At 54.3% G+C, this 26388-nt stretch carries 26 protein-coding genes; 24 read left to right on the forward strand and 2 right to left on the reverse strand.

Annotation, left to right across the window (positions count from 1 at the left end):
- Window positions 1–20: 20 nt before the first annotated feature.
- The 3 genes from QUD59_RS09650 to QUD59_RS09660 are packed head-to-tail and all read left to right on the forward strand — an operon-like array spanning window position 21 to window position 1049.
- Window positions 21–551 carry a gamma carbonic anhydrase family protein gene (locus tag QUD59_RS09650; protein WP_286236722.1) on the forward strand — a complete coding sequence of 177 codons (531 nt, stop codon included), beginning with the start codon at window positions 21–23 and terminating at the stop codon, window positions 549–551.
- Window positions 548–739: a DUF1289 domain-containing protein gene (locus tag QUD59_RS09655; protein ID WP_286236723.1), complete on the forward strand. Its 192-nt coding sequence runs from the start codon at window positions 548–550 to the stop codon at window positions 737–739. The genes QUD59_RS09650 and QUD59_RS09655 overlap by 4 nt, the downstream gene beginning before the upstream one ends.
- A 4-nt stretch (window positions 740–743) precedes the next feature.
- Entirely contained in the window at window positions 744–1049 is a 306-nt protein-coding gene (locus QUD59_RS09660; protein ID WP_286236725.1) for an MTH1187 family thiamine-binding protein, read from the forward strand.
- Between the two features lie 20 nt (window positions 1050–1069).
- Here QUD59_RS09660 and QUD59_RS09665 read toward each other — a convergent pair whose 3' ends face one another.
- Window positions 1070–2341, reverse strand: coding sequence for an HlyC/CorC family transporter (locus QUD59_RS09665; protein ID WP_286236726.1), 1272 nt, complete (start codon window positions 2339–2341; stop codon window positions 1070–1072).
- Window positions 2342–2457: 116 nt separating this feature from the next.
- Window positions 2458–3243 carry a cytochrome C assembly family protein gene (locus QUD59_RS09670; protein WP_286236727.1) on the reverse strand — a complete coding sequence of 262 codons (786 nt, stop codon included), beginning with the start codon at window positions 3241–3243 and terminating at the stop codon, window positions 2458–2460.
- Window positions 3244–3525: 282 nt separating this feature from the next.
- On the opposite strand from QUD59_RS09670, the gene ffh reads away from it, so the two are divergent.
- The 21 genes from ffh to parC all read left to right on the forward strand — a co-directional run bounded on the left by ffh (window position 3526) and on the right by parC (window position 26065).
- The gene (gene ffh, locus QUD59_RS09675; RefSeq protein ID WP_286236728.1) at window positions 3526–4938 is read left to right on the forward strand and encodes a signal recognition particle protein; all 1413 of its coding nucleotides are present in this window, start codon (window positions 3526–3528) and stop codon (window positions 4936–4938) included.
- A gap of 167 nt (window positions 4939–5105) precedes the next feature.
- Complete coding sequence (gene rpsP, locus QUD59_RS09680) at window positions 5106–5354, forward strand: 30S ribosomal protein S16 (protein ID WP_286236729.1); 249 nt, start codon at window positions 5106–5108, stop codon at window positions 5352–5354.
- A 31-nt stretch (window positions 5355–5385) separates the two neighbouring features.
- Complete coding sequence (rimM, locus tag QUD59_RS09685) at window positions 5386–5919, forward strand: ribosome maturation factor RimM (protein ID WP_286236731.1); 534 nt, start codon at window positions 5386–5388, stop codon at window positions 5917–5919.
- Window positions 5920–5922: 3 nt separating this feature from the next.
- Window positions 5923–6672, forward strand: coding sequence for a tRNA (guanosine(37)-N1)-methyltransferase TrmD (trmD, locus tag QUD59_RS09690; RefSeq protein ID WP_286236732.1), 750 nt, complete (start codon window positions 5923–5925; stop codon window positions 6670–6672).
- Between the two features lie 17 nt (window positions 6673–6689).
- Window positions 6690–7046: a 50S ribosomal protein L19 gene (gene rplS / locus QUD59_RS09695; protein ID WP_286236733.1), complete on the forward strand. Its 357-nt coding sequence runs from the start codon at window positions 6690–6692 to the stop codon at window positions 7044–7046.
- 153 nt (window positions 7047–7199) lie between these two features.
- Complete coding sequence (locus QUD59_RS09700) at window positions 7200–8630, forward strand: hypothetical protein (RefSeq protein WP_286236735.1); 1431 nt, start codon at window positions 7200–7202, stop codon at window positions 8628–8630.
- A gap of 93 nt (window positions 8631–8723) precedes the next feature.
- A complete protein-coding gene (xerD, locus tag QUD59_RS09705) occupies window positions 8724–9569 on the forward strand; it encodes a site-specific tyrosine recombinase XerD (protein ID WP_286241018.1) in 846 nt (281 codons plus the stop codon).
- 91 nt (window positions 9570–9660) lie between these two features.
- Window positions 9661–10422 carry a thioredoxin fold domain-containing protein gene (locus tag QUD59_RS09710; RefSeq protein ID WP_286236736.1) on the forward strand — a complete coding sequence of 254 codons (762 nt, stop codon included), beginning with the start codon at window positions 9661–9663 and terminating at the stop codon, window positions 10420–10422.
- Between the two features lie 196 nt (window positions 10423–10618).
- The gene (locus QUD59_RS09715; protein ID WP_286236737.1) at window positions 10619–11920 is read left to right on the forward strand and encodes a homoserine dehydrogenase; all 1302 of its coding nucleotides are present in this window, start codon (window positions 10619–10621) and stop codon (window positions 11918–11920) included.
- 12 nt (window positions 11921–11932) lie between these two features.
- Window positions 11933–13327 carry a threonine synthase gene (gene thrC, locus QUD59_RS09720; RefSeq protein WP_286236738.1) on the forward strand — a complete coding sequence of 465 codons (1395 nt, stop codon included), beginning with the start codon at window positions 11933–11935 and terminating at the stop codon, window positions 13325–13327.
- A gap of 92 nt (window positions 13328–13419) precedes the next feature.
- Window positions 13420–14235 (forward strand): YdcF family protein, encoded by an 816-nt coding sequence (locus tag QUD59_RS09725; RefSeq protein WP_286236739.1) that lies wholly within the window; start codon window positions 13420–13422, stop codon window positions 14233–14235.
- On the forward strand, window positions 14232–15965 hold the full coding sequence (recJ, locus tag QUD59_RS09730; RefSeq protein WP_286236741.1) for a single-stranded-DNA-specific exonuclease RecJ: 1734 nt from the start codon (window positions 14232–14234) through the stop codon (window positions 15963–15965). The genes QUD59_RS09725 and recJ overlap by 4 nt, the downstream gene beginning before the upstream one ends.
- A 20-nt stretch (window positions 15966–15985) precedes the next feature.
- The gene (locus tag QUD59_RS09735; protein ID WP_286236743.1) at window positions 15986–16168 is read left to right on the forward strand and encodes a hypothetical protein; all 183 of its coding nucleotides are present in this window, start codon (window positions 15986–15988) and stop codon (window positions 16166–16168) included.
- 67 nt (window positions 16169–16235) lie between these two features.
- Window positions 16236–17102: a deoxyribonuclease IV gene (gene nfo / locus QUD59_RS09740; protein ID WP_286236745.1), complete on the forward strand. Its 867-nt coding sequence runs from the start codon at window positions 16236–16238 to the stop codon at window positions 17100–17102.
- Between the two features lie 152 nt (window positions 17103–17254).
- Complete coding sequence (locus QUD59_RS09745; RefSeq protein WP_286236748.1) at window positions 17255–19060, forward strand: GGDEF domain-containing protein; 1806 nt, start codon at window positions 17255–17257, stop codon at window positions 19058–19060.
- Between the two features lie 200 nt (window positions 19061–19260).
- The gene (locus tag QUD59_RS09750) at window positions 19261–19881 is read left to right on the forward strand and encodes an NUDIX domain-containing protein (protein ID WP_286236750.1); all 621 of its coding nucleotides are present in this window, start codon (window positions 19261–19263) and stop codon (window positions 19879–19881) included.
- Window positions 19882–19903: 22 nt separating this feature from the next.
- Window positions 19904–20347, forward strand: coding sequence for a DUF1249 domain-containing protein (locus tag QUD59_RS09755; RefSeq protein WP_286236752.1), 444 nt, complete (start codon window positions 19904–19906; stop codon window positions 20345–20347).
- Window positions 20340–21110, forward strand: a complete 771-nt coding sequence (locus QUD59_RS09760; RefSeq protein ID WP_286236753.1) for a metallophosphoesterase — start codon at window positions 20340–20342, stop codon at window positions 21108–21110. The genes QUD59_RS09755 and QUD59_RS09760 overlap by 8 nt, the downstream gene beginning before the upstream one ends.
- A 57-nt stretch (window positions 21111–21167) precedes the next feature.
- Window positions 21168–21779 (forward strand): YqiA/YcfP family alpha/beta fold hydrolase, encoded by a 612-nt coding sequence (locus QUD59_RS09765; protein WP_286236754.1) that lies wholly within the window; start codon window positions 21168–21170, stop codon window positions 21777–21779.
- Window positions 21780–21832: 53 nt separating this feature from the next.
- A complete protein-coding gene (gene parE / locus QUD59_RS09770) occupies window positions 21833–23725 on the forward strand; it encodes a DNA topoisomerase IV subunit B (protein WP_286236755.1) in 1893 nt (630 codons plus the stop codon).
- 48 nt (window positions 23726–23773) lie between these two features.
- Window positions 23774–26065, forward strand: coding sequence for a DNA topoisomerase IV subunit A (parC, locus tag QUD59_RS09775; RefSeq protein WP_286236756.1), 2292 nt, complete (start codon window positions 23774–23776; stop codon window positions 26063–26065).
- Window positions 26066–26388: the final 323 nt, after the last annotated feature.

The following is a 26388-nucleotide window of genomic DNA, read 5'->3' on the forward strand; positions in this document are numbered from 1 at the left end:
TTCATTTAACAGGAGGAGCGATGCTCTATTCCCTGGAAGGTCAGGCGGTGCGCCTGCTTGGTAAAGAACATTTTGTTGCAGACAACGCGACGGTGATCGGTAATGTTGAGTTGCATGATCGCAGCAGCATCTGGTTTAACGTGGTTATTCGTGGTGATAACGATCCGATCATTATCGGCCCCGGCAGTAATGTTCAGGACGGTGCGGTATTGCACACTGATCCCGGTTACACGCTGCGTCTGGGCGCTGACGTGACGGTTGGACATATGGCGATGCTGCATGGCTGCGAGGTGGGAGATGGCTCTCTGATTGGTATCGGCGCGGTGGTACTCAATGGCGCGAAGATCGGTAAAGGTTGTCTGATCGGAGCTAATGCATTGGTACCCGAAGGTATGGAGATACCTGATCACTCGCTGGTGGTTGGCTCACCGGCAAAAGTAAAACGTACCCTGAATGCGGAGCAGGTGGCCGGATTGCAGGAGAATGCCCGACACTATGTTGAGAATATGCGCCGTTTCAACAGCGGTTTTCAAGCGCAGGAAAACCTATGACGGAGCAAACGAACCGCCCTGTGCCTAACCCCTGCGTGGGTGTCTGTGCGCTGGATGAGAACGATCTGTGTATCGCCTGTCAGCGCAGCGGCATTGAAATAGCTGAGTGGGGTGTTTACAGCGATGAGGAAAAGCGCGAAGTCTGGCGCAAGATTCACCTGCGCGAGCAGGGTGTGCTGAAGGAGTGATTGTATGCAAGTGATGATCGATATCTGTATTGTTCCGCTGGGCGTTGGTGTCTCGGTTTCCGACTATGTGGCGGCCTGTCAGCGCGTGTTGCAGGATGCCGGATTAAAGCACCAGATGCATGCCTATGGTACTAATGTGGAAGGTGACTGGGATCAGGTGATGGCCGCGGTGAAGCGTTGCCATGAAGTGGTTCATGCGATGGGCGCGCCGCGTATCACCACCTCTATGCGGATGGGAACCCGGACCGACCGGGAGCAGAGCATGGATGACAAAGTGCGAAGTGTAGAAGACAAGCTGAGCCCGGTTTAACAGGCTCAGCTTATTGGGTGTCAGTCGTCGTCTTCGATCTCAAGCGCGATAATTCGGGCTGTTTTGATGACATTATCGCTGATCTGCAGGGTTTCAATCCGATAGTTGGCCAACTGCAGACAGACGTTCGCATCCGGGATCGATTCCAGCGTCTCGGTAATCAGTCCGTTCATCGTTTTCGGGCCATCGGTCGGCAGGTTCCAGTCCAGCGCTTTGTTTACATCGCGGATGTAAGCTGAGCCTTCAACGAAATAGCTGCCATCTTCCTGCAGGAAAACATCGTGGCCATCATCACGGTTATTGGAGGAGAGCTCGCCGACAATCTCTTCGAGGATGTCTTCCAGCGTCACGATGCCCTGAATATCGCCGTACTCATCCACCACCAGACCGATACGCCGGTTCTGGGCCTGAAAGTTCAGCAATTGCGTCTGCAGCGGAGTGCTCTCCGGAATAAAGTAAGGCTCACGGATTACCTGCAAAATTGCCGCTTTGGTTACGGTGCCTTTATGGAATACCTGCGCCAGGTTACGCATATGCAGCAGGCCGACCACCTTGTTCAGCTCGCCCTGATACACCGGCAGGCGGGTATGGTCGGTACAACTGAGTTGCTCGATGATGGTATCGATATCGTCATCCAGATCGATGCCGACCACCTCATTTCGCGGGATCATAATATCGTTAACCGTCACTTCGGACAGTTCCAGCACGCCCAGCAACATATTCTGGTTGTTCTGCGGCAGCAGTGCACCGGCTTCATTAACCAGTGTACGCAGCTCTTCGGTACTCAGGTGATGGCTGTTCTCACCGGTGACTTTGATTCCGAACAGGCGCAGGAAGGTATTCGTAATGCCATTGATAACCCACACCAGTGGGTAGATCAGCTTCAGTAACGGCGACAGCACATAGGCAGCAGGGAAGGCGATCCTCTCCGGGTGCATAGCTGCCATGGTTTTTGGCGATACTTCAGCAAAGATCAGAATGATCACGGTCAGACCGGCGGTGGCAATCATAATGCCGGTGTCGCCCCAGAGGCGTACACAGATCACGGTGGCGATGGCTGAGGCAAGAATGTTAACGAAGTTATTACCGATCAGGATAACCCCGATCAGACGGTCTGGACGGGCCAGAAGTTTGCTGGCCTTACGGGCACCGCGATGTTTCTTTTTAACCAGATGTTTCAGCCGGTAGCGGTTGAGCGACATCATGCCCGTTTCCGAGCTGGAGAAAAAAGCAGAACAAAGAATCAGGAAGCAGAGAACTCCAAGGAGAAAGCCGATCGATGCGTCTTCCAAGACTGTACGCCTATCTTATGAATGGAGTGCCATTTTTAAATTTGGCACCTTGGCTGTCAAGGGAATGACAGCAGAATTAATCGGGCCTGCGGGCAACTTTAGTCCAGTGACAGCGCTCAGACCAGCCACTCAATGACCATCTTGCTGCCAAAGAAGCCAAGTGCCAGCGTAACAAAGCTGGTCAGGGTCCAGCGAACGGCGGTGAGACTGCGCCAGCCGAAGCTGATACGGCCGAACAGCAGTGTAGCGTAAAGCCCCCAGGCGATGATCGAAAGAACGGTTTTATGGACCAGGTGCTGAGCAAACAGATCTTCAAAGACAATGAATCCGGTCAGCAGCGAGGCGGTGAGCAGGATCAGTCCGGTCCAGACCATCTCAAACAGCAGGCGCTCCATGGTCTGCAGCGGCGGAAGTGACGCCACCAGACCCCGGGTGTGGTGATGTTTCAGGGCAGCAATCTGGCGCGACAGCAGGATGGCCTGTATCGCAGCGATGGTAAAGATACTGTAAGCCAGAATCGACAGCAGAATATGCAGGATCAGGCCGGAATCATAATCGCGGCCCGGCGCTACACCGGCCAGTAAGGTCGCCAGTGCCGTCAGAGCTGCCATCGGAAAGACACCGATAAACAGGTTGTCGATACTCTGGCGCAGGCTGCTCAGCAGTACCAGCCCGGCAACCAGCCAGGAGATCAGCGAGCCGACGCTGAAAACGCTGAGGTTGATGCCGCCCGGCTGATGCAGCACCAGATAGATCGCCAGTGTATGGGCGCACAGGCCGCCAAGGCCAAGCAGTTGGTTGAGGCTGCGGGACTGCTGTCGCTGACCTTTCATAACCTGCCACTGCAGACCGGCAGTAGCGGAGTAAAGGAGTACGGCAAGCAACGTGGAAATCAGTAACATGTTTGTCTCTACAGTCCAGTGTTCCGACAGAACAGTATCGGTGTTTCAGGGTGGTACTGTGTGGACCTGCCTGAGGGTTGATCGGGGCCTGCTGTGGCCTCAGATCCGGCAGATCGCTGCAGCAGATGGCTAGTTTGGCATAGATGGAGGGCGGATAAAAGAAGCAGGGGGCTGCTAAGGCCGCGGTGAGTACGGTATAATGCCGCGATTATCTATCCGAGATTTTAAGTTTTCCCTTTGCCATGCTGTAGACGCCCGGGCGCGGGGTATTTGAGGTAGGACATGTTTGAGAATTTAACAGAACGACTTACGCAAACGCTGCGCTCAGTCACCGGTCAGGCGAAACTGACGGAAGACAATATTAAAGGCACCCTGCGCGAAGTGCGTATGGCCCTGCTTGAAGCGGACGTGGCGCTGCCGGTTGTTAAAGAGTTTGTAAACGGCGTTAAAGAGCGGGCAGTTGGCACCGAAGTCACCAAAAGCCTGACCCCGGGTCAGGTCTTCGTCAAGATCGTCAATGAAGAGATGGTCAAGGTGATGGGGGAGGCGAATGAAAAGCTGAACCTGGCCGCGACACCGCCGGCCGTTGTACTGATGGCCGGTCTGCAGGGTGCGGGTAAAACCACCTCGGTTGCGAAACTGGGTCGTCACCTGCGTGAGCGTGAGAAGAAAAAAGTATTGGTGGTTTCTGCTGACGTCTACCGTCCGGCGGCGATCAAGCAGCTGGAAACCCTGGCAGGCGAAGTGCAGGTAGACTTCTTCCCTTCAACCGCCGATCAGGACCCGGTTGATATCGCGAATGCGGCGATTGCCCACGCTAAGATTCAGCATCATGACGTAGTGCTGGTGGATACCGCCGGTCGTCTTCATGTGGATGAAGACATGATGGGTGAGATCAAGCGTCTGCATCAGGCGGTTAACCCGATCGAAACCCTGTTTGTGGTTGATGCGATGACCGGTCAGGACGCTGCGAATACCGCGCGCGCCTTTAATGAAGTATTGCCGCTGACCGGTGTGGTGCTGACCAAAACCGATGGTGATGCCCGTGGTGGTGCGGCACTGTCTGTGCGTCAGATTACCGGCAAGCCGATCAAGTTCCTCGGTGTGGGTGAAAAAGTCGATGCGCTGGAGCCGTTTCATCCGGATCGTGTTGCGTCCCGAATTCTCGGCATGGGTGACGTGCTCTCCCTGATCGAAGAAGCAGAACAGAAGATCGATAAGGCCAAGGCGGAGAAGTTCGCGAAGAAGATCCAGAAGGGTAAAGGCTTCGATCTTGAAGATTTCCGCGAACAGATCAGCCAGATGAAGAACATGGGCGGCATGATGGGCATGCTCGACAAGCTGCCGGGTATGGGGCAGCTGGCTCAGGCGGCGGACGCTGCCAACGCCGAAAAAGGGATGCATCAGATGGAGGCGATCATCAACTCCATGACCCCGGAAGAGCGCAGAAAGCCCGATATTATTTCCGGTTCACGGAAAAAACGTATCGCCATGGGTTCCGGCACCCAGATCCAGGATGTGAACCGCCTGCTTAAACAGCATAAGCAGATGTCGAAAATGATGAAGAAATTCAGCGGCAAAGGCGGCATGTCCAAAATGATGCGTGGAATGAAAGGTATGTTGCCGCCGGGTATGGGCGGTGGTCCGGGCGGCATGGGTGGTATGGGAGGCCCGGGCGGCTTCCCGCGCATGTAACCGGCGCACATCAGAATGTCTGAATAATAGACAAAAGGCTTTATCAGGGCGGCAAATTCGCGTAGAATTGCCGCCCTGATTTTTAATGGCCCAGTCTGTCCTCACGGTCGGCTGGTAAATCTAACAGTGGGCGATACTAAAACCCACTCAATAAAGGGATCTAACGCATGGTAACAATTCGTTTGTCTCGTGGTGGCGCTAAGAAGCGTCCTTTCTATCACATCTCAGTAGCTGACTCGCGTAATCCGCGTGATGGTCGTTTTATTGAGCGTGTGGGTTTCTTCAACCCTTCTGCACGTGGCCAGGAAGAGCGTCTGCGTATCGCTCTGGACCGTGTTGAATACTGGCAGGGTAAAGGCGCACAGCTGTCTGACCGTGTTGCTGCACTGGTTAAAGAAGCCAAAGCAGCTGAGTAATTAAAAGTAAGTTTCTGGATCAGGCGGCAAGATGAGCAGTAGTTCAGCACAAGAGACAATGGTTCTCGGTAAAATTACTGCGGTCTATGGGGTTAAAGGTTGGGTGAAAATCTATTCCTTTACCGACCCGATGGAAAACATCTTCGACTATTCGCCCTGGTTGCTGAAGATCGACGGCCGGGTTAAACCGGTTGAAGTGGAATCCAGCAAACGCCACGGCAAAGGACTGATCGCAAAACTGGCCGGTGTGGATGATCGTGATCTGGCTCGCAGCTACTGCGGTTTAGAGATCTCAACCGATGCAAACCAGCTTCCTCAACTGGAAGAGGGTGAGTACTACTGGAACCAGTTACAGAAACTGCTTGTTTATACCGAATCCGGTGTATTACTGGGTAAGGTAAGCCACCTGTTGGAAACCGGCTCAAATGATGTGCTGGTGGTGAAAGGTACCAAGGACAGTGTCGATCAGAAAGAGCGACTACTGCCTTACCTTCCTGAGCAGGTGATTAAAGAAATTGACCTGGAAACAGGTACCATGCGGGTCGATTGGGACCCCGAGTTCTGAACCATGTGGTTCGGTGTGGTAACACTCTTTCCTGAAATGTTTGAAGCAATTCGTTGCTACGGCGTAACAGGAAGGGCGGTTAAAAACGGTCTGATACAGATGCAGTGCTGGAGTCCCCGGGATTTCGCGCACGATAAGCATAAAACTGTAGACGACCGGCCCTATGGGGGCGGCCCCGGTATGCTGATGAAAGTTCAGCCGCTGCGGGATGCTATCCAGGCTGCCAGAGAGGCAGCAGGTGATGAGGTCAAAGTGATCTATCTGTCACCTCAGGGGCGCCGACTGGATCATGCGGGTGTGCAGGAACTGGCTTCGCGTGAGAAGCTGATTCTGGTGGCAGGACGCTATGAAGGTATTGATGAGCGTCTGCTTGAATCGGAGATCGATGAAGAGTGGTCATTAGGGGATTTTGTCCTCAGCGGCGGTGAACTGCCGGCGATGACCATGATTGATGCGGTTTCCAGACTGGTGCCCGGCGTACTGGGACATCAGGATTCAGCCATCGAGGATTCGTTTCACGACGGTTTGCTGGATTGTCCGCACTACACCCGCCCGGAACAGCTTGATGATATGCAGGTACCTGAAGTGTTGCTGAGCGGCAACCATAAAGAGATCAGACGCTGGCGTCTGAAACAGCAGTTAGGGAGAACCTGGCAACGCCGGCCCGATCTGTTGGAATCTCTGGAGTTGGACGCTGAGCAGAAGGCATTGTTAACCGATTTTATCCGGGAGACCCAAGGGTCCGAAGGTTGAATGTTTAGGAGTGACCGATGAGCGGCAAAAACCTAATTATTCAGCAGCTTGAAGCTGAACAGATGAGCAAAGAAGTACCAGAATTCGCACCAGGTGATACTGTTGTGGTTCAGGTAAAAGTAGTTGAAGGAACTCGTACACGTCTGCAGGCGTTCGAAGGTATTGTTCTGGGCAAGCGTAACCGCGGCCTGAACTCTGCGTTCACTGTGCGTAAAATCTCTCACGGTGTTGGTGTGGAACGTACTTTCCAGACTTTCAGCGCGACTGTAGACAGCATCGAAGTTAAGCGTCGCGGTGACGTTCGTCAGGCGAAACTTTACTACATGCGTGAGCGTTCTGGTAAATCTGCACGTATCAAAGAGAAGCTGGGCTAAGCGACTCGTTGATCAGCAGATTGAAAAAAGCGGCTTTATGCCGCTTTTTTTGTGCCTTGAAAAGGGCAAAGGGTTGGACAGCTTTGCTGTTTCAAGCCCATAATAAAGCATTGTTTTCTATTCCCTGCGATTAAGGAGAGGTTTCGGGGTCCTATGCAGAAGAAACTGATCAAGACACTGAGTACGCTGTTGGTTCTGATCCTTATTCCTGTCGTGCTGGCCGCCGGTGCCTATGGATTTATCTGGTGGAAAGTTTCCTCCGCTGCCGATGAATTCGCCCGCGAAATCGCCCCCTTTGCCACCATGCAATACCAGCAGGTACATATCGATCTGCTGGGCTCTGAAGTCGGCCTGAAGCAGATGAGCTTCACGCCGGCAGGAAACAGCAACAGTATCCAGATGCAGTCGGCGACCCTGAAAGCTCCCTCCTGGGGTTTTCTGCTGGATCTCAGTGAAAAGCTGAATCAGGGTGAGATACCGGAATCGCTCGATCTTAAACTCACCGGCATTGTGCTTGATCTGAACAGTGATTATGTCCGCGACTGGAACCGTATGGCGGAAGATATGCAGGGCGGCATGGAAATAACCGGGCAGAGCTATGAAACACTGGGTTGTGGTGATCTGAGCTATGTCGGTGTGAATGAGCTGCGGAAAATGGGTTACGGCAGTCTGAGCTCTGATCTCTCCCTGCAGTACGGGTTTGACGCAGTCGACCGCCAGATTTTCCTCGATGTTAACTCGAAAACTGAACGCATGGCGGATATGCAGGCTTCGGTTACCTTGCAGGTTGCTACCAGTGAGCTGGATATGCAAAGCCTGATGTTTGCACAGCCGCAGTTGAACCGTTTTGAGGTGGAATTTAAAGATCGCGGCTACAACAAGCGTCGCAATCGCTTCTGTGCCAAGTTGAATAAGGAAGAGGAACCGGCTTATCGCGAGCGCTATCGTAGCCTGCTGGCTCAGCGTCTGGCGAGTGAAGGCTGGATCATTCCGGAGCCGGTGATGGCCAGCATCGATACCCTGAATAATCCGGGTGGGTCTTTCTCCATGCGGGTGGATATCCCGCAGGGCTTTGGTGTTCAGTCTATGGCGCTGATTCAGACCCCGTCTGATCTGCTCGATGCACTGAATCCTTACGTTGAGCTGTCCGGCAAGCCGGTCAGTCTGGACGGTGTGAGCTGGCAGTTGCCTGACCCGACACTGGTCGAACAACCAGCAGTCTCCGATACGGAGGTGGCGATTGCGGGTGATCAGACCGATGATCTGGTACAGCCTGAAGAGGTTGTCGAGGATGCCTCTGACATGGCGCCTGAAGCGGATGCCGAGCCGAAAACGCCCGTGGTGTCTTCGTTTGACCGTACTCCGCAGCGTAAGTCGTTTAAGCCGATTTCCGTCTCCTCTCTGAGTGCTCATCTGGGAGAAACGGTGGCGCTGTACACCTATTTCGGCCGCAAGGTTGAAGGTAAGCTGATTTCGGCCACGTCAAAAGAGGTGACGATTGAACATCGTCTGGTTGATGGTCGCGGTACGGCTACCTACCCGATTGCGATGGAAAAGATCGAAACTGCTAAGCTTTATCACTGACCAACGGCCGGAAACTCTGTGGCGCCCCGGCAAACTGTAGAGCTGACCCCGGAAGATCAGCAACTGATCGATACCTATCTGGATGCGCTCTGGATGGAGAAGGGGCTCAGCGAAAATACGCTCTCATCTTACCGCCGGGATCTGCTCCAGTTCGCAGGCTGGCTGTTCACCCGGAACATGGATCTGCTGACCTGTAGCCGGGCCGATCTGCAGCAGTATCTGACATGGCGGGTTCGGGAGAAGCTGCGTGCCAGCTCGACCGCTCGGATGCTCTCCTGTTTACGTGGCTTCTATCATTACCTGTTGCGCGAAGAGCAGATCAGCGAAGACCCGACCCTGTTGGTAGAGAGTCCGAAAAAAGGCCGTCGTCTACCGAAAACCCTGACTGAGCAAGATGTTATAGCCCTGCTGGAAGCGCCAGAGCTGAATGATCCGGTGCAGTTTCGCGACCGGGCTATGCTGGAGCTGCTGTATGCCACCGGTTTGCGGGTGACAGAGCTGGTCAGTCTGCAGTTGCATGAGGTAAACCTCAATCAGGGGGTGATCCGGGTTATGGGTAAAGGTGGCAAGGAGCGGCTGGTGCCGATGGGGGAGGAGGCGATCAGTTGGGTGCGGCAATATCTGCGTCAGGTTCGTCCGTTGCTGATGGGAGAGCAGGTGGCTGATGTGCTCTTTCCCAGCCGGCGGGGGCAGCAGATGACGCGACAAACCTTCTGGCACCGGGTTAAGCGCCATGCACTGATCGCCGGTATTGATAAACCGCTGTCTCCGCATGTATTACGTCATGCCTTTGCGACCCATCTGCTGAATCATGGTGCTGATTTGAGGGTGGTACAGATGCTGCTGGGTCATAGCGACCTGTCTACCACCCAGATCTACACGCATGTGGCAAAACACCGCTTACAAAGCCTGCATCAACAGCACCATCCGCGCGGCTAATTTGCTACACTGCTGAACTTTGTCGGGTGTTCTGCTGTCACTTGGAAAGACCAGGTGAACCGGGTCTCTCTACGTTTATATTGAGGAAATTATGAAAAAGTTGCTTAGCATTGCTCTGTTGATCTTCTCAGGGCTGAGTTCAGTTGTTAATGCCTCTGAGGATACCCGGAGCTTCGTCAATCAGGTGCTGGAGCAACTGGCACCGGGTCTGAGCGTTGCGGAGGTGGCGTCATCACCGGTAAGCGGGATCGATGAAGTGGTCCTGAGTAATGGTGATATTCTGTATGTCAACAGTGAAGCTAAAAGTTTTCTGATCGGCCAGATGGTGACCCTGACGGAAGAGCAGGGGCTGGTTAATGTGACCGAGGTGAAAAAGCAGGAGCTGAGTGTTGCGCGCAACGGTGAGCGTAAAGCGACACTGGCTAAGATCAAAACTGAGGAGAAAGTGACCTTCTCACCTGAAGGTGAGGTGAAGGCACGTGTCCATGTGTTTACCGATATCTCCTGCCCATACTGCGTGAAGCTGCATGGTGAAGTTGCGGAGCTGAATAAAATGGGTGTTGAGGTCAGCTATCTGGCTTTTCCGCGTGCGGGGGCAGGTTCACAGGCGCATCGTCAGATGAACAGTATCTGGTGTGCGGGTGATGCTCAGGCCCGTCAGGATGCGATGGATCAGGCTAAAACAGGCGGAGGTATTAAAGGCTCCGATTGTGCCAGCCCGGTGATGGAACAGTACGGTATGGGCCATGAAATGGGCGTAACGGGTACCCCTGCGCTGGTGCTGGAAGATGGCAGTCTGGTACCGGGTTATGTACCGGCCAGACAACTTGCGAATATGCTGGGCGTAAAGTAAGCGGCATATCGTCTGGTGGCAATTTCAGGGGACCTTCGGGTCCCCTTTTATTTTCTGCTGCATACCGGGTCAGAGATAGAGCTATGGCCTCAGATTCGCTATAATAACCGCCTTATTTTTTGCTGATCGCCGCATTTGCCTCAGAAAATGACAAAGCGACGGTTTTTATTAGTTCAACAGCATGCGAGGTGCAGGTTTGAAACCGGTTAAAGTGGGTATCTGCGGACTGGGTACAGTCGGTGGTGGCACATTTAATGTGCTGAAACGCAATGCCGAGGAGATTGCTCGTCGGGCAGGGCGTAAAATTATGGTTGAAGCGATTGGTGCGCGTCATACCAATCCGGACTGCGATACCAAAGGCACCCATATTACCGACGATATTTTCGCGGTAGCTAAAAACCCGGAAATCGATGTCGTTGTTGAGCTGATTGGTGGTTACGACGTAGCTAAAGAGCTGGTGCTGACTGCGATCGAGCACGGAAAACATGTTGTCACTGCCAACAAGGCGCTGATTGCTGTTCACGGTAACGAGATCTTTGAAGCGGCACAGAAGAAAAACGTGATGGTCGCGTTTGAAGCCTCTGTGGCGGGTGGAATCCCGATCATCAAGGCGATTCGTGAAGGTCTGGCAGCGAACCGTATCAACTGGCTGGCAGGTATCATCAACGGTACCGGTAACTTCATCCTCACCGAAATGCGTGACAAAGGCCGTGATTTCGATGACGTACTGAAAGAAGCGCAGGCGCTGGGTTATGCGGAAGCTGATCCGACTTTCGACGTTGAGGGTATCGATGCGGCGCACAAGCTGACTATTCTGGCTTCTCTGGCGTTTGGCATTCCGTTGCAGTTTGAAAAAGCCTTCACTGAAGGGATCAGCAAGATCACTCGTGAAGACGTACAGTATGCTGAAGAGCTGGGTTACCGCATCAAGCATCTGGGTATCAGCCGCCGCACTGACAACGGTGTAGAGCTGCGTGTTCACCCGACTTTGATCCCTGAGAGTGCGCTGATCGCCAATGTTAATGGTGTGATGAATGCGGTGCTGGTTGACGGCGATGCGGTCGGTCAGACTATGTACTACGGTGCCGGCGCGGGCTCTGAGCCGACAGCCTCTGCCGTGGTTGCAGATATTGTTGACGTGGTTCGTACCCTGACGGCTGACCGGGATAACCGTGTGCCGCATCTGGCGTTCCAGCCATCCGAGCTGTCGAATGCGCCGATCCTGCCGGTGGAGCAGACTGAATCTGCCTACTACCTGCGGATGGATGCGCAGGAAAAACCGGGTGTTCTGGCGAAGATCACCAGCATTCTGGGTTCTCAGGAGATCAATATCGAAGCGATCATCCAGAAAGAGACCAGCGAAGATCAGGTGCCGGTTATTATCCTGACTCAGTCGGTTCTGGAGCAGAAGGTTAACGATGCGATTGCCCAGATCGAAGCACTGGAAGAGATCAACGGCAGCGTAACCCGCATCCGTGTTGAGCACTTTGACAGCTAAGGAGTTAACCCCGTGAAATATATCTCTACCCGGGGCCAGGCTCCGGCGATGAACTTCGAAGAGGTGTTGCTGGCAGGTCTGGCCAGTGACGGTGGCCTCTATGTACCGGAAGAGCTGCCTCAGTTCAGCAAAGAAACGATCGCTTCCTGGTCAGGTCTGCCATACAACGAGCTGGCGTTCAACGTGATCCAGCCGTTCGTGGCTGACTGCATTGATGACTCTGAACTGAAGCGGATGATTGATGAAACCTATGCCGGTTTCAATCACACCGCGGTGGCGCCGCTGAAAGAGCTGGGCACCAACGAGTGGGTACTGGAACTGTTCCACGGCCCGACTCTGGCATTTAAAGACTTTGCGCTGCAACTGCTGGGCCGTCTGATGGATTACGCCCTGAAAAAGCGCGGTGAGCATCTGGTGATCATGGGGGCAACCTCAGGTGATACAGGTTCTGCGGCGATTGAGGGCTGCTGTCACAGCGAGCATCTGGATATCTTTATCCTGCATCCGCACAATCGTGTGTCTGAAGTGCAGCGTCGTCAGATGACAACCATCATCAAAGACAACGTATTTAACATCGCGCTGGAAGGTAATTTCGACGACTGCCAGCAGATGGTTAAAGACAGCTTTGCCAATCAGGATTTCCTTAACGGCATGAAGCTGGGTGCAGTAAACTCGATCAACTGGGCACGTATTATGTCCCAGATCGTTTACTACTTCTCTGCGTCGCTGGCGCTGGGTGGCCCTCATCGTGAGGTGAGCTTCTCGGTACCGACCGGTAACTTCGGTGATATCTTCGCCGGTTACCTGGCTAAGCAGATGGGTCTGCCGGTTAAGCAACTGGTTGTGGCAACTAACCGTAACGACATTCTGCACCGGGTTATCTCCGGCAATGATATGTCCAAAGGTGAGCTGGTTCACACCCTGTCTCCGTCAATGGATATCATGGTTTCCTCTAACTTCGAGCGTATGCTGTTCGATGTTTACGGTCGTGATGGCGCTGAGATCAGCGAGCTGATGTCCCGCTTCTCCAAAGAATCGGTAGAACTGGATCCGGCACGTTGGGAAAAAGTACGCGAACTGTTCGACAGCTATGCGGTGGATGATGAAACCACTTGTGATGTAATCAAGCAGGTTTATGCAGAAACTGAGTACCTGCTCGACCCGCACACCGCAATCGGCGTTAAAGCCGCGCGCGAATGCAACCGTGACCCGGCGGTACCGATGATCACACTGGCAACCGCACATCCGGTGAAATTCCCTGAGCCGGTGGTTAAAGCGGGTCTGGAAGCGCCGCAACTGCCTGCACATATGAGCGACCTGTTCGAGCGCGAAGAGCAACTGCAGGTGCTGGACAACGATCTGGCTACCGTACAGAAGTTTGTTGCCAGCCACGTACACACCGAATAAGCGTAATGTGTTAGTCTAAAAACCCGACGCAATCCGTCGGGTTTTTTGTATCTTCCGGGCGGACGTTGCAGGCATACAAGGACGCTGAATTTATGACTGATCTGTTTTTTTCCCTTTCTAAACTGTTCTGGATTATCGTCCAGCCGGATCACTTCCTGCTGCTGATGCTGTTGCTGGGTCTGTTGCTCTGGCGGCGGGTACTCGGTGTCATTCTGGTGTGGGGTTCGGTTCTACTGATGTTACTGATCAGCGCGTTTCCTCTGGGCAACTACCTGCTGGAACCACTGGAACAGCGTTTTCCGAAAACAGATCTGGAACAGCTTGAAGCGCCTGTCGCGGGCATTATCGTGCTGGGAGGTGGCGAAGATGCCGAGCGTTCTGTGCTCTCTGATCAGCCGCAGTTTAATGACGCAGCAGAACGACTGATGAGTGCGCCGGCCCTGTGGAAACGTTACCCGCAGGCAACACTGATTTTCAGCGGCGGTTCCGGCTCTCTGTTGCGGCCTGAATATCGGGGTGCGGATGTCGCGAAGCAGTGGCTGGATGAACAGGGGATCGAAAGCCGGGTCCTGTTCGATCGGGACTCACGTAACACCTGGCAGAACGCCCTGTATACCAAAGAGCTGATCCGCGAGATGGAGCCTGCCCCTGAGGGCAAATGGCTGCTGGTCACTTCGGCCTTCCATATGCCGCGCTCGATGGGCCTGTACCGTCAGGCAGGGATTGATGTGCTGCCTTATCCGGTGGACTACCGGGTATCGGAAAACCGTTTTTCGCCGAATCTGAATAGCAATATGGCAGATCTCAATACGGCGGTCCGCGAATGGATTGGTCTGGCCGCCTATTACCTCACCGGAAAAACCGCCGAGTGGCTGCCGGGACCTGTGGATAACCGGGAACAACCATGAAGCAACTCAGTATCAGTCAGCGGCCGGCGGTTGACCCGGACCTGCCGGTTTTCTCCCAGACGAACCCGGTACTGGCGCGAATTTATGCCACCCGGGGGATCCATGATCTCGAAGGTTTAGGGCGTAATCTCAAAGAGCTGCTGCCGGATGAGACGATGTCAGGCATACCTGAAGCGGTAGAGCGGCTGGTTACAGCCCTGCAGCGGGGCGAGCGGATTCTGATTATCGGCGATTTTGACTGTGATGGAGCTACCAGTACGGCTGTTGCGGTGCTGGCGCTGCGCATGATGGGGGCGGCAGAGGTCAGTTATCTGGTGCCCAACCGGTTCGAGTACGGTTACGGTCTCAGCCCGGAGATCGTCGCCGAAGCCCTGAAGCAGGCCCCGGATCTGCTGATTACGGTCGATAACGGCATCTCCAGTATTGAGGGTGTCGCAGCCGCCGCCGAAGCGGGGCTGGATGTGATCGTCACGGATCATCACCTGGCGGGTGCCAGCTTACCGGCGGCCTGCGCGATTGTGAATCCGAACCAGCCCGCCTGTGGTTTCAGTGCCAAGTCTACCTGTGGAGTGGGTGTGATCTTCTACGTGATGATCGCTCTGCGCCGGGCTTTGCAGCAGCAGGACTGGTTCCGGCAGCGAGGCCTGGAGCTGCCGAATCTGGCTACTCTGCTGGATCTGGTAGCACTGGGTACGGTGGCGGATGTGGTACCGCTGGAGCAGAACAACCGGGTGCTGGTTTATCAGGGATTGCAGCGGATCCGGGCGGGTTTCTGTCGCCCGGGGCTGAAAGCGCTGATCGAACTCTCCGCACGCCAGCAGCACAAAGTGACCTCGGCTGATCTGGGCTATGCGCTGGCACCACGCCTGAACGCTGCCGGACGGCTGGAGGATATGTCGATTGGCATTGAGTGCCTGCTGACAGAATCGGAGCAGCGGGCGAGAGAGCTGGCGGCGACCCTCAACGATCTGAATCAAGAGCGTAAGGGAATTGAGCAGGAGATGCAGCAACAGGCGCTGCAACTACTCACCAGTCTGCAGCTTGATGATGCCCGGTTGCCCTACGGACTTTCACTGTACGAGCCCGAGTGGCATCAGGGGGTGATCGGTATTCTCGCATCGCGCATTAAAGAGAGGACACATCGCCCGGTAATTGCCTTTGCACAGGGTGATGAGGGTGAACTGAAAGGTTCTGCGCGCTCCATTCCCGGGTTTCACATACGTGACGGTCTGGATGCCATTGCAGCACGTTATCCACAGTTACTGCGTAAGTTTGGCGGCCATGCCATGGCGGCCGGGCTGACCATTCGTGAAAGTGATCTGGAACTGTTCCAGCAGGCTTTTGACAGCGAAGTAAGAAACCAGCTATCTGAGGCCGACCTGCAGCAGCAGGTGCTGACAGATGGCAGCCTCAGTGCCGCAGACTTTAATCTGGAGCTGGCCGAGATGCTGCGCGAGGCGGGGCCCTGGGGGCATCAGTTCCCGGAACCCCTGTTTGAAGGCGAGTTCTCATTACTGCAACAGAGAGTTGTTGGTCAGCGCCATCTGAAAATGGTATTGATGGAGCCCGTCTCCGGGCTGGCGTTGGATGCAATCCAGTTTAATGCCGATATGGAGCAGTGGCCTGATGAATCAATCACCCGGGTCCGGGTGGTGTATAAGCTGGATGTGAACGAGTTTCGTGGACAAAAAACGGTGCAGTTGCTAGTGGATCACCTGCTGCCTGCCTGAAACGGATAGTGGAGTTTCTGATGAACGAATTTACCCTGGATGAGTTAAACCTGCTGCTGGCGGTCTTTGCCAAAGCAGGCGTTGAAGAGAGTGCCGGAGAAGAGGGCGAAATGCTGCAACGGTTAAAGGCCGCTCAGGCTAACCGGCAGGAGCTGGAAGAGATGCAGTTTGACGACTGCCTCGGCGGTGCCTGCAAGCTGTAATATCCGGGGCTGTTGCCCTGAGGGGATTGCTGGTATCGTCTGCGCCTGAATTGAAGTTGAGTAGATTATGAGCCAGCAGATCCCCTACTATATCGGTGCCCATGTCAGCGCCAGCGGCGGCGTACAGAATGCGCCGCTGAATGCCAGACAGATTGGTGCCAACGCCTTTGCCCTGTTTACTAAAAACCAGCGTCGCTGGGAGGCTAAGCCGCTGGACAGTAAGACCATCGCCTCCTTTAAAAAGAATTGTGCCGCGCTGAACCTGCAGCCGGAACAGATTCTGCCCCACGACTCCTACCTGATTAATCTGGGACATCCTGAATCAGAGCCGCTGGAGAAGTCCCGTGCGGCGTTTCTCGATGAGATGCAGCGCTGCGAACAACTGGGGCTGGTCTATCTGAATTTTCATCCCGGCAGCCACTTGCGGAAAATATCCGAGGCGGAGTGCATTGCCCGAATCTCTGAGTCGATCAACCTTGCGGTTGCACAGACACAGGATGTTGTGGCGGTGATTGAAAACACGGCCGGACAGGGCAGTAATCTGGGGCATAGCTTTGAGCAGTTGGCAGCGATCATTGATGGCGTGGACGATAAAAGCCGGGTCGGGGTCTGTATCGACACCTGTCATATGTTCGCAGCGGGTTATGATATCCGGACGCAGGCGAGCTGTGCCGAAGTGTTCTCCGAATTCGAGCGGATTGTTGGCTTTGAGTATCTCAAGGGGATGCACCTGAACGATTCCAAAGGGGGTTTTAACTCCCGCTTAGACCGGCACCACAGCCTGGGGCAGGGCGAGATCGGTCTGGAAGTGTTCCGTTTTATCATGTCTGATGATCGATTCCGGGGTATCCCGCTGGTGCTGGAAACGATCGATGAAACCATCTGGGCCGACGAGATTCAGTTGCTGCGTCAGTTTGCGGCGGGCGAAGCCTGACCTCAATGCTGAGATTGCGATAATAAGACAATCCGCCGCAGGGCTCTGTCGGATCCTGATGCGGCGGCTTACCCGCTTAAACATTTTCACTCAAATGTAATATACATACGCTAGCCTTCCGGGTTTGTGCAGTCTTAGCCGGTTAGCAGTATATGGTATTTGCAACAGAGGGGATCGATGCGGTTCAGCGTCGTGATCTGCTTTTAGAGATTCTTGAGACCGAAGCCCTTTATCCTCATTTTCAGCCGATTGTGGATCTGAAAAAGAATGAGGTGATCGGCTACGAGGCATTGATCCGTGGGCCGGCGGGAAGCGCAATGGCTTCGCCGGGAGCGCTGTTTCAGACGGCGATCGAGAATAATCTGCTGCATACCCTCGAGCTGCTCTGCCGGCGTCGTTCACTGGAGCGTTTTGCCGAACTCAAACCGGGCGGCAAGCTGTTCCTTAATATCAGTGCTTCGTTACTGGGTACCCCTGAGCATACCGAGGGTTTTACCGCTGAGTTGCTGCAGCAGTTGGGTATCTCCATTGAAGATATTGTCATAGAGCTCTCTGAGCAGCACCCGTTTGATCAGCATGGCCTGACCCTGAGTGCGGTGGAGTATTACCGCAATATGGGCTTTCAGGTAGCGGTTGATGATCTGGGGACCGGTTACTCCGGCCTCAAACTATGGTCGGAGCTGAATCCTGAATACGTCAAGATCGATCGTCACTTTGTCTCCTATATTGATCGTGATGCGGTAAAGCGCGAGTTTGTCCGGGCGATTTTTAATATCAGCAATGCGCTGGGGTGTCAGGTACTTGCTGAGGGGATTGAGCGTCAGGAAGAGGTGGCCACGCTGATGGAGCTGGGCATCGGTATTGGTCAGGGTTTTTACCTCGGTTATCCGAGCCCGGATCCTGCTCCGGTCTGGACGCCTGTTGCTCTGTGTGAATCATTGAAGCCGCAGCCTGTAGAGCAACTGAAAAGCAGTGAAACCGCGATGGCGCTGCTACGTTGTGCACCGGCGGTCGCGCCGGAGGATCCGGTACTGGCGGTCAGCGAACTGTTTTTCAGTCATCCTGAGATGACCGCCCTGCCGGTGGTGCGCGATGGTGTGCCTGTTGGAGTGGTGCGTAAATCGGATCTGCTGGAGCTGTTTTCAACCCAGTATGGCCGGGCTTTGTATGAGAAGAAGCCCGCTGCCCGGCTGCTCAGTGAAAATGTGCTGTTTGTAGAAAGCAAAATGAGTCTGGTGGAGGTCTCCCGGCTGGTGACCGAGCAGGAACACAGTGCTCTGCAGCAGGATATTATCATCACCGAAGATGAATGTTATCTGGGTATGGGGAATCTGCGTGATCTGCTCAAGCGCCTGACCGAACTTAAGATTCAGAACGCCCGTTATGCTAACCCGCTGACGCTGCTGCCGGGTAATGTGCCGATCAATAATGAGCTCGACAGTCTGTTGCGGCAAACCGCCGATTTCCATGTGGCTTATTTTGATCTGAATAATTTTAAACCCTTTAATGACTGTTATGGCTACTCCAAAGGGGATCAGGTGATTCGTCTGCTGGGCGAGTTGCTCGGGCGGCATGTGTCCCATCCGGGTAACTTTATCGGCCATATCGGCGGCGATGACTTTGTAGTGATCTTCCGCACTCAGGACTGGGAGTTAAGGTGTGAACGCATCCTGCGTGACTTTGATCGTGAGGTGCGTGAATTCTATTCTCCAAAAGAGTTGCAGGCCGGTGGCATCTGGGCCAGCGACCGTAAGGGCGATAGCACCTTTTTCCCTCTGCTGGGGCTGGCGATCGGTGTGGTCCACCCTGACCCATACCGTTGCAGCAGCTTTCACGAAGTGGCTGAGCTGGCCGCCATGGCAAAGAAAGAGGCCAAACGGCAGAGCGAGAGCTCACTGTTTATCTCGCAGCGACGCTGCACCGGCATACCGGGGAAAGAGTCCCGGCGTCAGGCCTGACCCTAAGCGTCGGTTACGCTCTGTAATCGGCCTTTTTTTCTCTCTTCAGCTCATTGTTTCTTACCCTGCGCCGGTCTGGCGTGTGATATGAAAGTGTCACACCGGATCGGTTGATCCCATGTAATTTTCTAATACAGGCTGGTAGCGATGTGGATGGCTGCTATAGTCTGTTTTTTTCTGGCAGCGATTAGGGAAGGTTCATGTCTGAGCAGTGGCAACCGACATTCGGCACAAACGATTTCAGCATTGAGCGGGAGGAAACGCTCTACGATGGTTTCTTTAAAATGCGGAAATTATATCTGCGGCACAAAACCTTTGCCGGTGGCGAGATCAGTATCCAGCGCGAGTTGTTCTGGCGTGATGAGGCGGTTTGTGTGCTGCTGTACGATGCGCCAAGGCAGCGGGTGGTTCTGGTTGAGCAGTTTCGGGTAGGCGTTTATGACAGCCCTGAGGGCCCCTGGATGCTGGAATTGGTGGCGGGGATTATGGAACCTGGTGAGAGCAGCGAAGAGGTGGCCCGGCGCGAAGCGGTGGAAGAAGCCGGTGCCGAGCTGGGTGAGGTGCTGCATATTACCCGTTTTGCACCCAGTACCGGGGGAACCCGGGAGTATATCGACCTGCTCTGTGCCAGCGTCGATTCTGAGGGTGTTGAGGGAATTCATGGTCTCGCGGAAGAGGGTGAAGATATCAAAGTGCATACGCTGGCAGTTGCGGATGCCTATAAACTGGTACAATCGGGTAAAATTAATAATGCCCCTGCCATCATTGCTTTGCAGTGGTTGCAACTGAATCAGGCCGATCTGGATCAGCGCTGGGGTTAAATCAAACGATAGATGGGGAGCTATGAAGCGTAAATATATCCCGGATCTGAGTCGTCAGATGGCGCAATGTGAGGCGAACTACCATCGCATTATGAAGCTGCTGCCGGATCTGGACACCTGCGATGAACGAGAGTTTCAGGTCAGTTGGCCTGAGCATCAGGCGTTTTTACGCCTGAAGGTGGATGAGCGCTTCAAGTACACCTCAACCCTGCTGGTCAGTCACAGTTACGCGAAAAGTTCACCCTGGCTGGAGTGCCCGGGGCTGGTGGTGCGTCTGTACCATGATGCGTCTATGGCTGAGGTGATCTGCATGCAGCGGCGTAAACAGCTCTCCGGCGTATACCCCTACCCGAACCGCAATATGCACCTGCCGGATGAAAAGGTGCAGTTGAACGAATATCTGGGTGAGTGGCTCAGCGAATGCCTCAGTCACGGCCATCGGATGGAGACCGTGTTCAGTGGCTGAGCCGGTGTTGAGTCTGTTGCAGATCAGTGATCTGCATCTGCAGCAGGCGCCTGAAAAGCTATTACATCAAGAACAACCGGAAGCACGCCTGCGATCGGTGCTGGAACAGATTCGTAGCGAAAGCGCAGACTGGTTATTGCTGACCGGGGATCTGTCGCACCATGCGCCGGCGGCCTATGACCGGTTGAGTGACTACCTGCAAACATTGCCTTATCCGGCACGCTGGATTCCCGGTAACCATGATCTGCCCGCTGAGATGTTCCGATTTGCCGGGCTGGGTTATGGCGAAAAGGTGATTGAGCAGAACGGCTGGAAGATCGTTCTGCTCGACAGTACCGCCAGTCCTGACGGTCAGGGAGCGGGCTCGTTGTCAGAACCGGAGCTGGAATTTCTGGCCACGGAACTGGCGCAGAGTGACCCGGAGCAGCACCTGCTGTTGGTACTGCATCACAACCCGGTATCGGTGAACAGTGTCTGGCAGGATCGTATTGGTCTGCAAAACAGTGATCAGTTCTGGAGTGTTGTTGAGTGTTATCCACAGGTTCGGGGTGTGGTTTTCGGTCATGTGCATCAGGCCTGGCAACTTCAGCGTGGTAGTGTTCGCCTGTTTTCTGTGCCGGCAACGGCAGCCCAGTTTAAAGCGGGCTGTGAAAGCCCGGAAATTGAGACCGATACTACTCTGGCAGGCCCTGCTTATGCCCGTTATCAGCTCTTGGCTGATGGTGAAATACAGGTCAGGGTCAATCGATTGGCTGTCGACTGATCCCGGCTATTGCGCCTGCCTGCCCCCTCCGGTAAGTTCTTCCCTCAGAGGATAAGAATGAAAAAACCTTTATTTATCTACGTACATGGCTTTAACAGCTCGGCACAGTCCATGAAGGCGCAGGTATTTCAGCGCGCTATGGCTGAAAGGGGGATGGCCGATCAGGTACAGGTGCCGGAATTGCCGCACTGGCCTGCTGAGGCGATGGCTCTGCTGCAGAATCTGGTGGAGCAGCATGCTCCTGCACCGGTTGTCTTGCTTGGCAGCTCTCTGGGTGGTTATTACAGTACCTGGCTGACTGAGCATTTTCCGCATGTGCGCACAGTGCTGATCAATCCGGCGGTACGCCCGTTTGAGTTGCTACCTCAGTATCTGGGGGAAAATCAGAATCTCTACACCGGTGAGAAATACGAACTGACCCGGGAGCATATGCAGCAACTGCTGGATCTGCATTGCGAGGTTATAACCCGCCCCGAGGCTTATCTGCTGTTAACCCAGACCGCAGACGAAACTCTGGACTATCGGGAAGGGGTCGAAAAGTTTGCCGATTCCGCGCAGTTTGTGCAGCCCGGTGGCAGCCATGGTTTTGAACAGTTCGAAAAACTGATACCGGCAATACTGGCATTTGCCGAAGGGCGGGTGGCCCTGCCGGAGCCTGTTCCGGTTTAACCCATACAGATTTCAGGCCGGGTGCCCTGCCCGGTCAGACAGGAACCAAGTTGATGTCCAAGCAATATAATGCTGATTCCATAGAGGTATTAAGTGGCCTGGAGCCGGTAAAACGCCGTCCCGGGATGTATACCGAAACCGACCGGCCTAACCATCTGGCGCAGGAAGTAATCGACAACTCGGTCGATGAAGCGCTGGCCGGTCATGCCAAACAGATTGATGTGGTCCTGAACAAGGATGGCTCCCTGAGTGTAACCGATGATGGTCGTGGGATGCCGGTGGATATTCACCCGGAGCAGGGTGTCAGCGGGGTTGAGCTGATTCTCTGTAAACTGCATGCCGGGGGCAAGTTTAACAACGACAACTACAACTACTCGGGTGGTTTGCATGGGGTAGGGGTGTCGGTGGTTAACGCCTTGTCGAAGCTGCTGGAGGTTCAGGTAAGGCGAGACAGTCAGGTTTACCGGATCGGTTTTGCTGATGGCGAAAAAGTGTCCGATCTGGAAGTGATCGACACCTGCGGTAAGCGCAATACCGGTACCACCGTACGTTTCCTGCCCGACCCTCAGTATTTTGATACACCGAAATTCAGTGTCTCCCGGCTGAAGCATAATCTGCGCGCTAAAGCGGTGCTCTGTCCGGGGCTTAAGATGACGTTTACCGACCTCAGCGGTGCCAAACGTGAGAAAGACGAGTGGTACTATGAAGATGGTCTGGTGGACTACCTCAAAGGCACGACTCAGGTCTTTGAAACACTGCCCGCGGAGCCATTTTCCGGTTCGCTGCAGGGTGAGGAAGATGCGGTTGAGTGGGCAGTGCAGTGGTTGCCGGAAGGCGGCGAGATGACCTGTGAGAGCTACGTTAACCTGATTCCGACGGCTCAGGGCGGTACTCACGTTAACGGCTTGCGTACCGGCTTGCTGGAAGCGATGCGTGAGTTCTGCGAGTTCCGTAACCTGCTGCCGCGTGGGGTTAAGCTGAGTGCTGACGATGTCTGGGAAAAGTGTTGTTACGTGCTCTCGGCGAAGATGCAGGACCCGCAATTTGCCGGACAGACCAAAGAGCGTCTCTCTTCACGACAGATCGCTGCGTTTATCTCCGGCACGATTAAAGATGCGTTCTCTTTGTGGCTGAACCGCCACGTGGAAGAGGGCGAGCAACTGGCGGAGGTGGTGATTGCCAACGCCCAGAAACGGATGCGTTCCAACAAAAAAGTGGTCCGCAAGAAGGTTACTCAGGGGCCGGCGTTGCCGGGCAAACTGGCAGACTGCTCCGGCGGCGATACCATGCAGTCGGAACTGTTTCTGGTGGAAGGTGATTCCGCGGGTGGCTCTGCGAAGCAGGCCCGCGAGCGTGAGTTTCAGGCGATCATGCCGCTACGCGGTAAGATTCTGAACACCTGGGAAGTTGATCCGGCAGAGGTGCTGGGCTCTCAGGAGATTCATGATATTTCAGTGGCAATCGGGGTTGAACCTGCCTCGGATAATCTGGATGGATTGCGTTACGGAAAGATCTGTATCCTCGCCGATGCGGACTCCGATGGTCTGCATATTGCGACTCTGCTGTGTGCGCTGTTTGTGCGTCATTTCAAGCCGCTGGTAGCGGCGGGGCATGTTTATGTGGCGATGCCGCCGCTGTACCGTATCGACGTCGCAAAAGAGGTCTACTACGCCCTCGATGACGCCGAGCGTGACGGGATTCTGGAGCGGATCAGGGCGGAACGGAAAAATGCCAAGATCGGCGTTCAGCGCTTTAAGGGGCTGGGTGAGATGAACCCCCTGCAGCTGCGTGAAACCACCATGTCTCCGGATACCCGGCGTCTGGTGCAGTTGACCATCGAGCCGGGTGACGGCACCAATGAGGTGATGGATATGCTGCTGGCGAAGAAGCGTTCCCCTGACCGCAAGCAGTGGCTGGAAAGCAAAGGCAACCTGGCTGAGGTTTAATCCGGTTCGCCGGCAACCGAATTTAAGTTTGAGTGGTAAGACACAGAGATGAGCGTAGAAACCACCTTTGAAGACGGCACTGAAAAACTGTCGTTAAAAGATTTTACTGAGAAGGCGTATCTGGATTACTCCATGTACGTCATTCTCGACCGTGCCCTGCCGCATATCGGTGACGGGATGAAACCGGTGCAGCGGCGTATTGTTTATGCGATGTCGGAGCTGGGCCTGAAGGCAACGGCGAAATACAAAAAGTCCGCCCGTACAGTGGGTGACGTACTGGGTAAATTCCATCCGCACGGTGATTCTGCCTGCTATGAGGCGATGGTGCTGATGGCGCAGCCGTTCAGCTACCGTTACCCGCTGATCGATGGTCAGGGTAACTGGGGTTCGGCGGATGATCCGAAATCTTTCGCTGCGATGCGTTATACCGAATCCCGTCTGGCACCTTATGCCGAGGTGCTGCTGGCCGAACTGGGTCAGGGTACGGTGGAGTGGGTGCCTAACTTTGACGGCACCATGCGTGAACCGTCGATTCTGCCAGCACGGCTGCCCAACGTACTGCTTAACGGCACTACGGGTATTGCGGTGGGGATGGCGACCGATATTCTGCCGCATAACCTGCGCGAAGTGGCCAGTGCCTGCATCCACCTGCTGGACCATCCGCGGGCGGATCTGGATGAGCTGACAGAGATTGTTCCCGGGCCGGATATGCCGACCGATGCGGAGATTATTACCCCGCGCCGTGAGCTGCGAAAAATCTACGAAACGGGTCGTGGCTCGGTACGGATGCGGGGGGTCTATGTCCGGGAGCAGGGTGAGATTGTGATCACCGCGCTGCCACATCAGGTCTCCGGTGCTAAAGTGCTGGAGCAGATAGCGGCACAGATGCAGCAGAAAAAATTGCCGATGGTCAGTGACCTGCGCGATGAATCTGACCATGAAAACCCGACTCGCCTGGTGATTGTGCCGCGCTCAAACCGGGTCGATCTGGAACAGTTGATGGCACACTTGTTTGCCTCCACGGATCTGGAGCGCACCTACCGGGTCAATATGAACATGATCGGGGTCGATGGACGACCTCAGGTAAAAGATCTGCGCCAGATTCTGGTGGAGTGGCTGAGCTGGCGAACCGAGGTGGTGCGTAAGCGTCTGCAACATCGCCTCGAGAAGGTGATGGATCGTCTGCATATCCTCGAAGGTTTAATGGTGGCCTACCTCAATATCGATGAGGTGATCGCCATTATCCGCCATGAGGATGACCCTAAAGCAGAACTGGTCAGCCGTTTTGGTCTTACGGAGATTCAGGCAGATGCGATTCTGGATCTGAAACTGCGTCATCTGGCGAAGCTGGAAGAGTTCAAGATTCAGAGCGAACAGAATGAGCTGGAAGAGGAGCGCAAGCACCTCGAAGGCATTCTTGGCTCTGATGCGAAGATGCGCAAACTGATTAAAACCGAGATTAAAGAAGCGGCCGAGAAATATGGCGATGCACGTCGCTCGCCGATTGTTGAGCGCGAAGAGGCACAGGCGTTCAGTGAGAAAGACCTGCTTTCTTCTGATCCGGTTACCGTGGTGATCTCCAAACAGGGCTGGATTCGAGCGGCAAAAGGGCATGATATTGATGCGGCCGGTCTGAATTATAAGTCCGGTGATGGCTTTAAGCTGGCCTGTCTGGGGCGGACCAACCAGCCGACGATCCTGCTGGATACCACCGGGCGAAGTTTTACGATAGAAACCCACAATCTGCCTTCAGCACGGGGGCAGGGGGAGCCGGTGACGGGGCGTCTGACCCTGCCAAAAGGCTCGACAATCGATGCGGCAATCGCCGGTAAAGAGAGTGATAAAGTGCTGATGGCGTCAGATGCCGGTTATGGCTTTATTACCAATATCGGTGACCTCAGCAGCAAAACCAAGAACGGTAAAGCAGCACTGACCCTGCCGAAAAATGCCAGAATTCTTCAGCCACAGAAGGTACAGGCCTCTGCTGAGCAGTTGCTGGCGGCGGTGAGTAATGAGGGGCGTCTGCTGGTGTTCCCTGTCCAGGAGCTGCCGGAACTGGCCAGAGGTAAAGGTAATAAGATTATTAATATCCCTTCAGCCCGTGCCTCTGCACGAGAGGAGCTGGTGGTGGCGCTGGCGATTCTGTCGCCGGAGGATACCCTGCTGGTGCATGCCGGCAGGCAGCACCTGCGCCTGAAGCCCGCCGATATCGAACACTATCGTGGTGAGCGTGGCCGGCGTGGTAATAAACTGCCGCGCGGATACCAGCGCGTGGATAGCCTTGAGGTGGTGACAGACCGGGTGCCTGAACCGGAGGTGGCAGTGTCACCGGAAGCCTGATACGTAAGTTTCTTAAGGCGCTTCCATACCCCCGTCGGCCTGAGCTGGCGGGGGTATTTTTTTACTTGCATAAAATCAAGTAATGATTCGGGATTCAAACAAATGTGTTAGTTTTTGGTGTTGATGATAAACTTATATTTTGTGTGTATTAATATTTATTAATCATATAACTTGTTGTTTTATAGAGATTAATATTTGTGTAATTTATTATTTAATAAAATTTTATATTTTATCTTGCAGCATTATCTAAACGCATTAGTATTGAGGATCAAGAATAAGTTGTCTCTGTTTTACTAATAGAAGTTCCGAGAGGTGGAAGCACC

The sequence above is a fragment of the Neptuniibacter halophilus genome (genome assembly GCF_030295765.1).
Classification (GTDB): Bacteria; Pseudomonadota; Gammaproteobacteria; order Pseudomonadales; family Balneatricaceae; genus Neptuniibacter; species Neptuniibacter halophilus.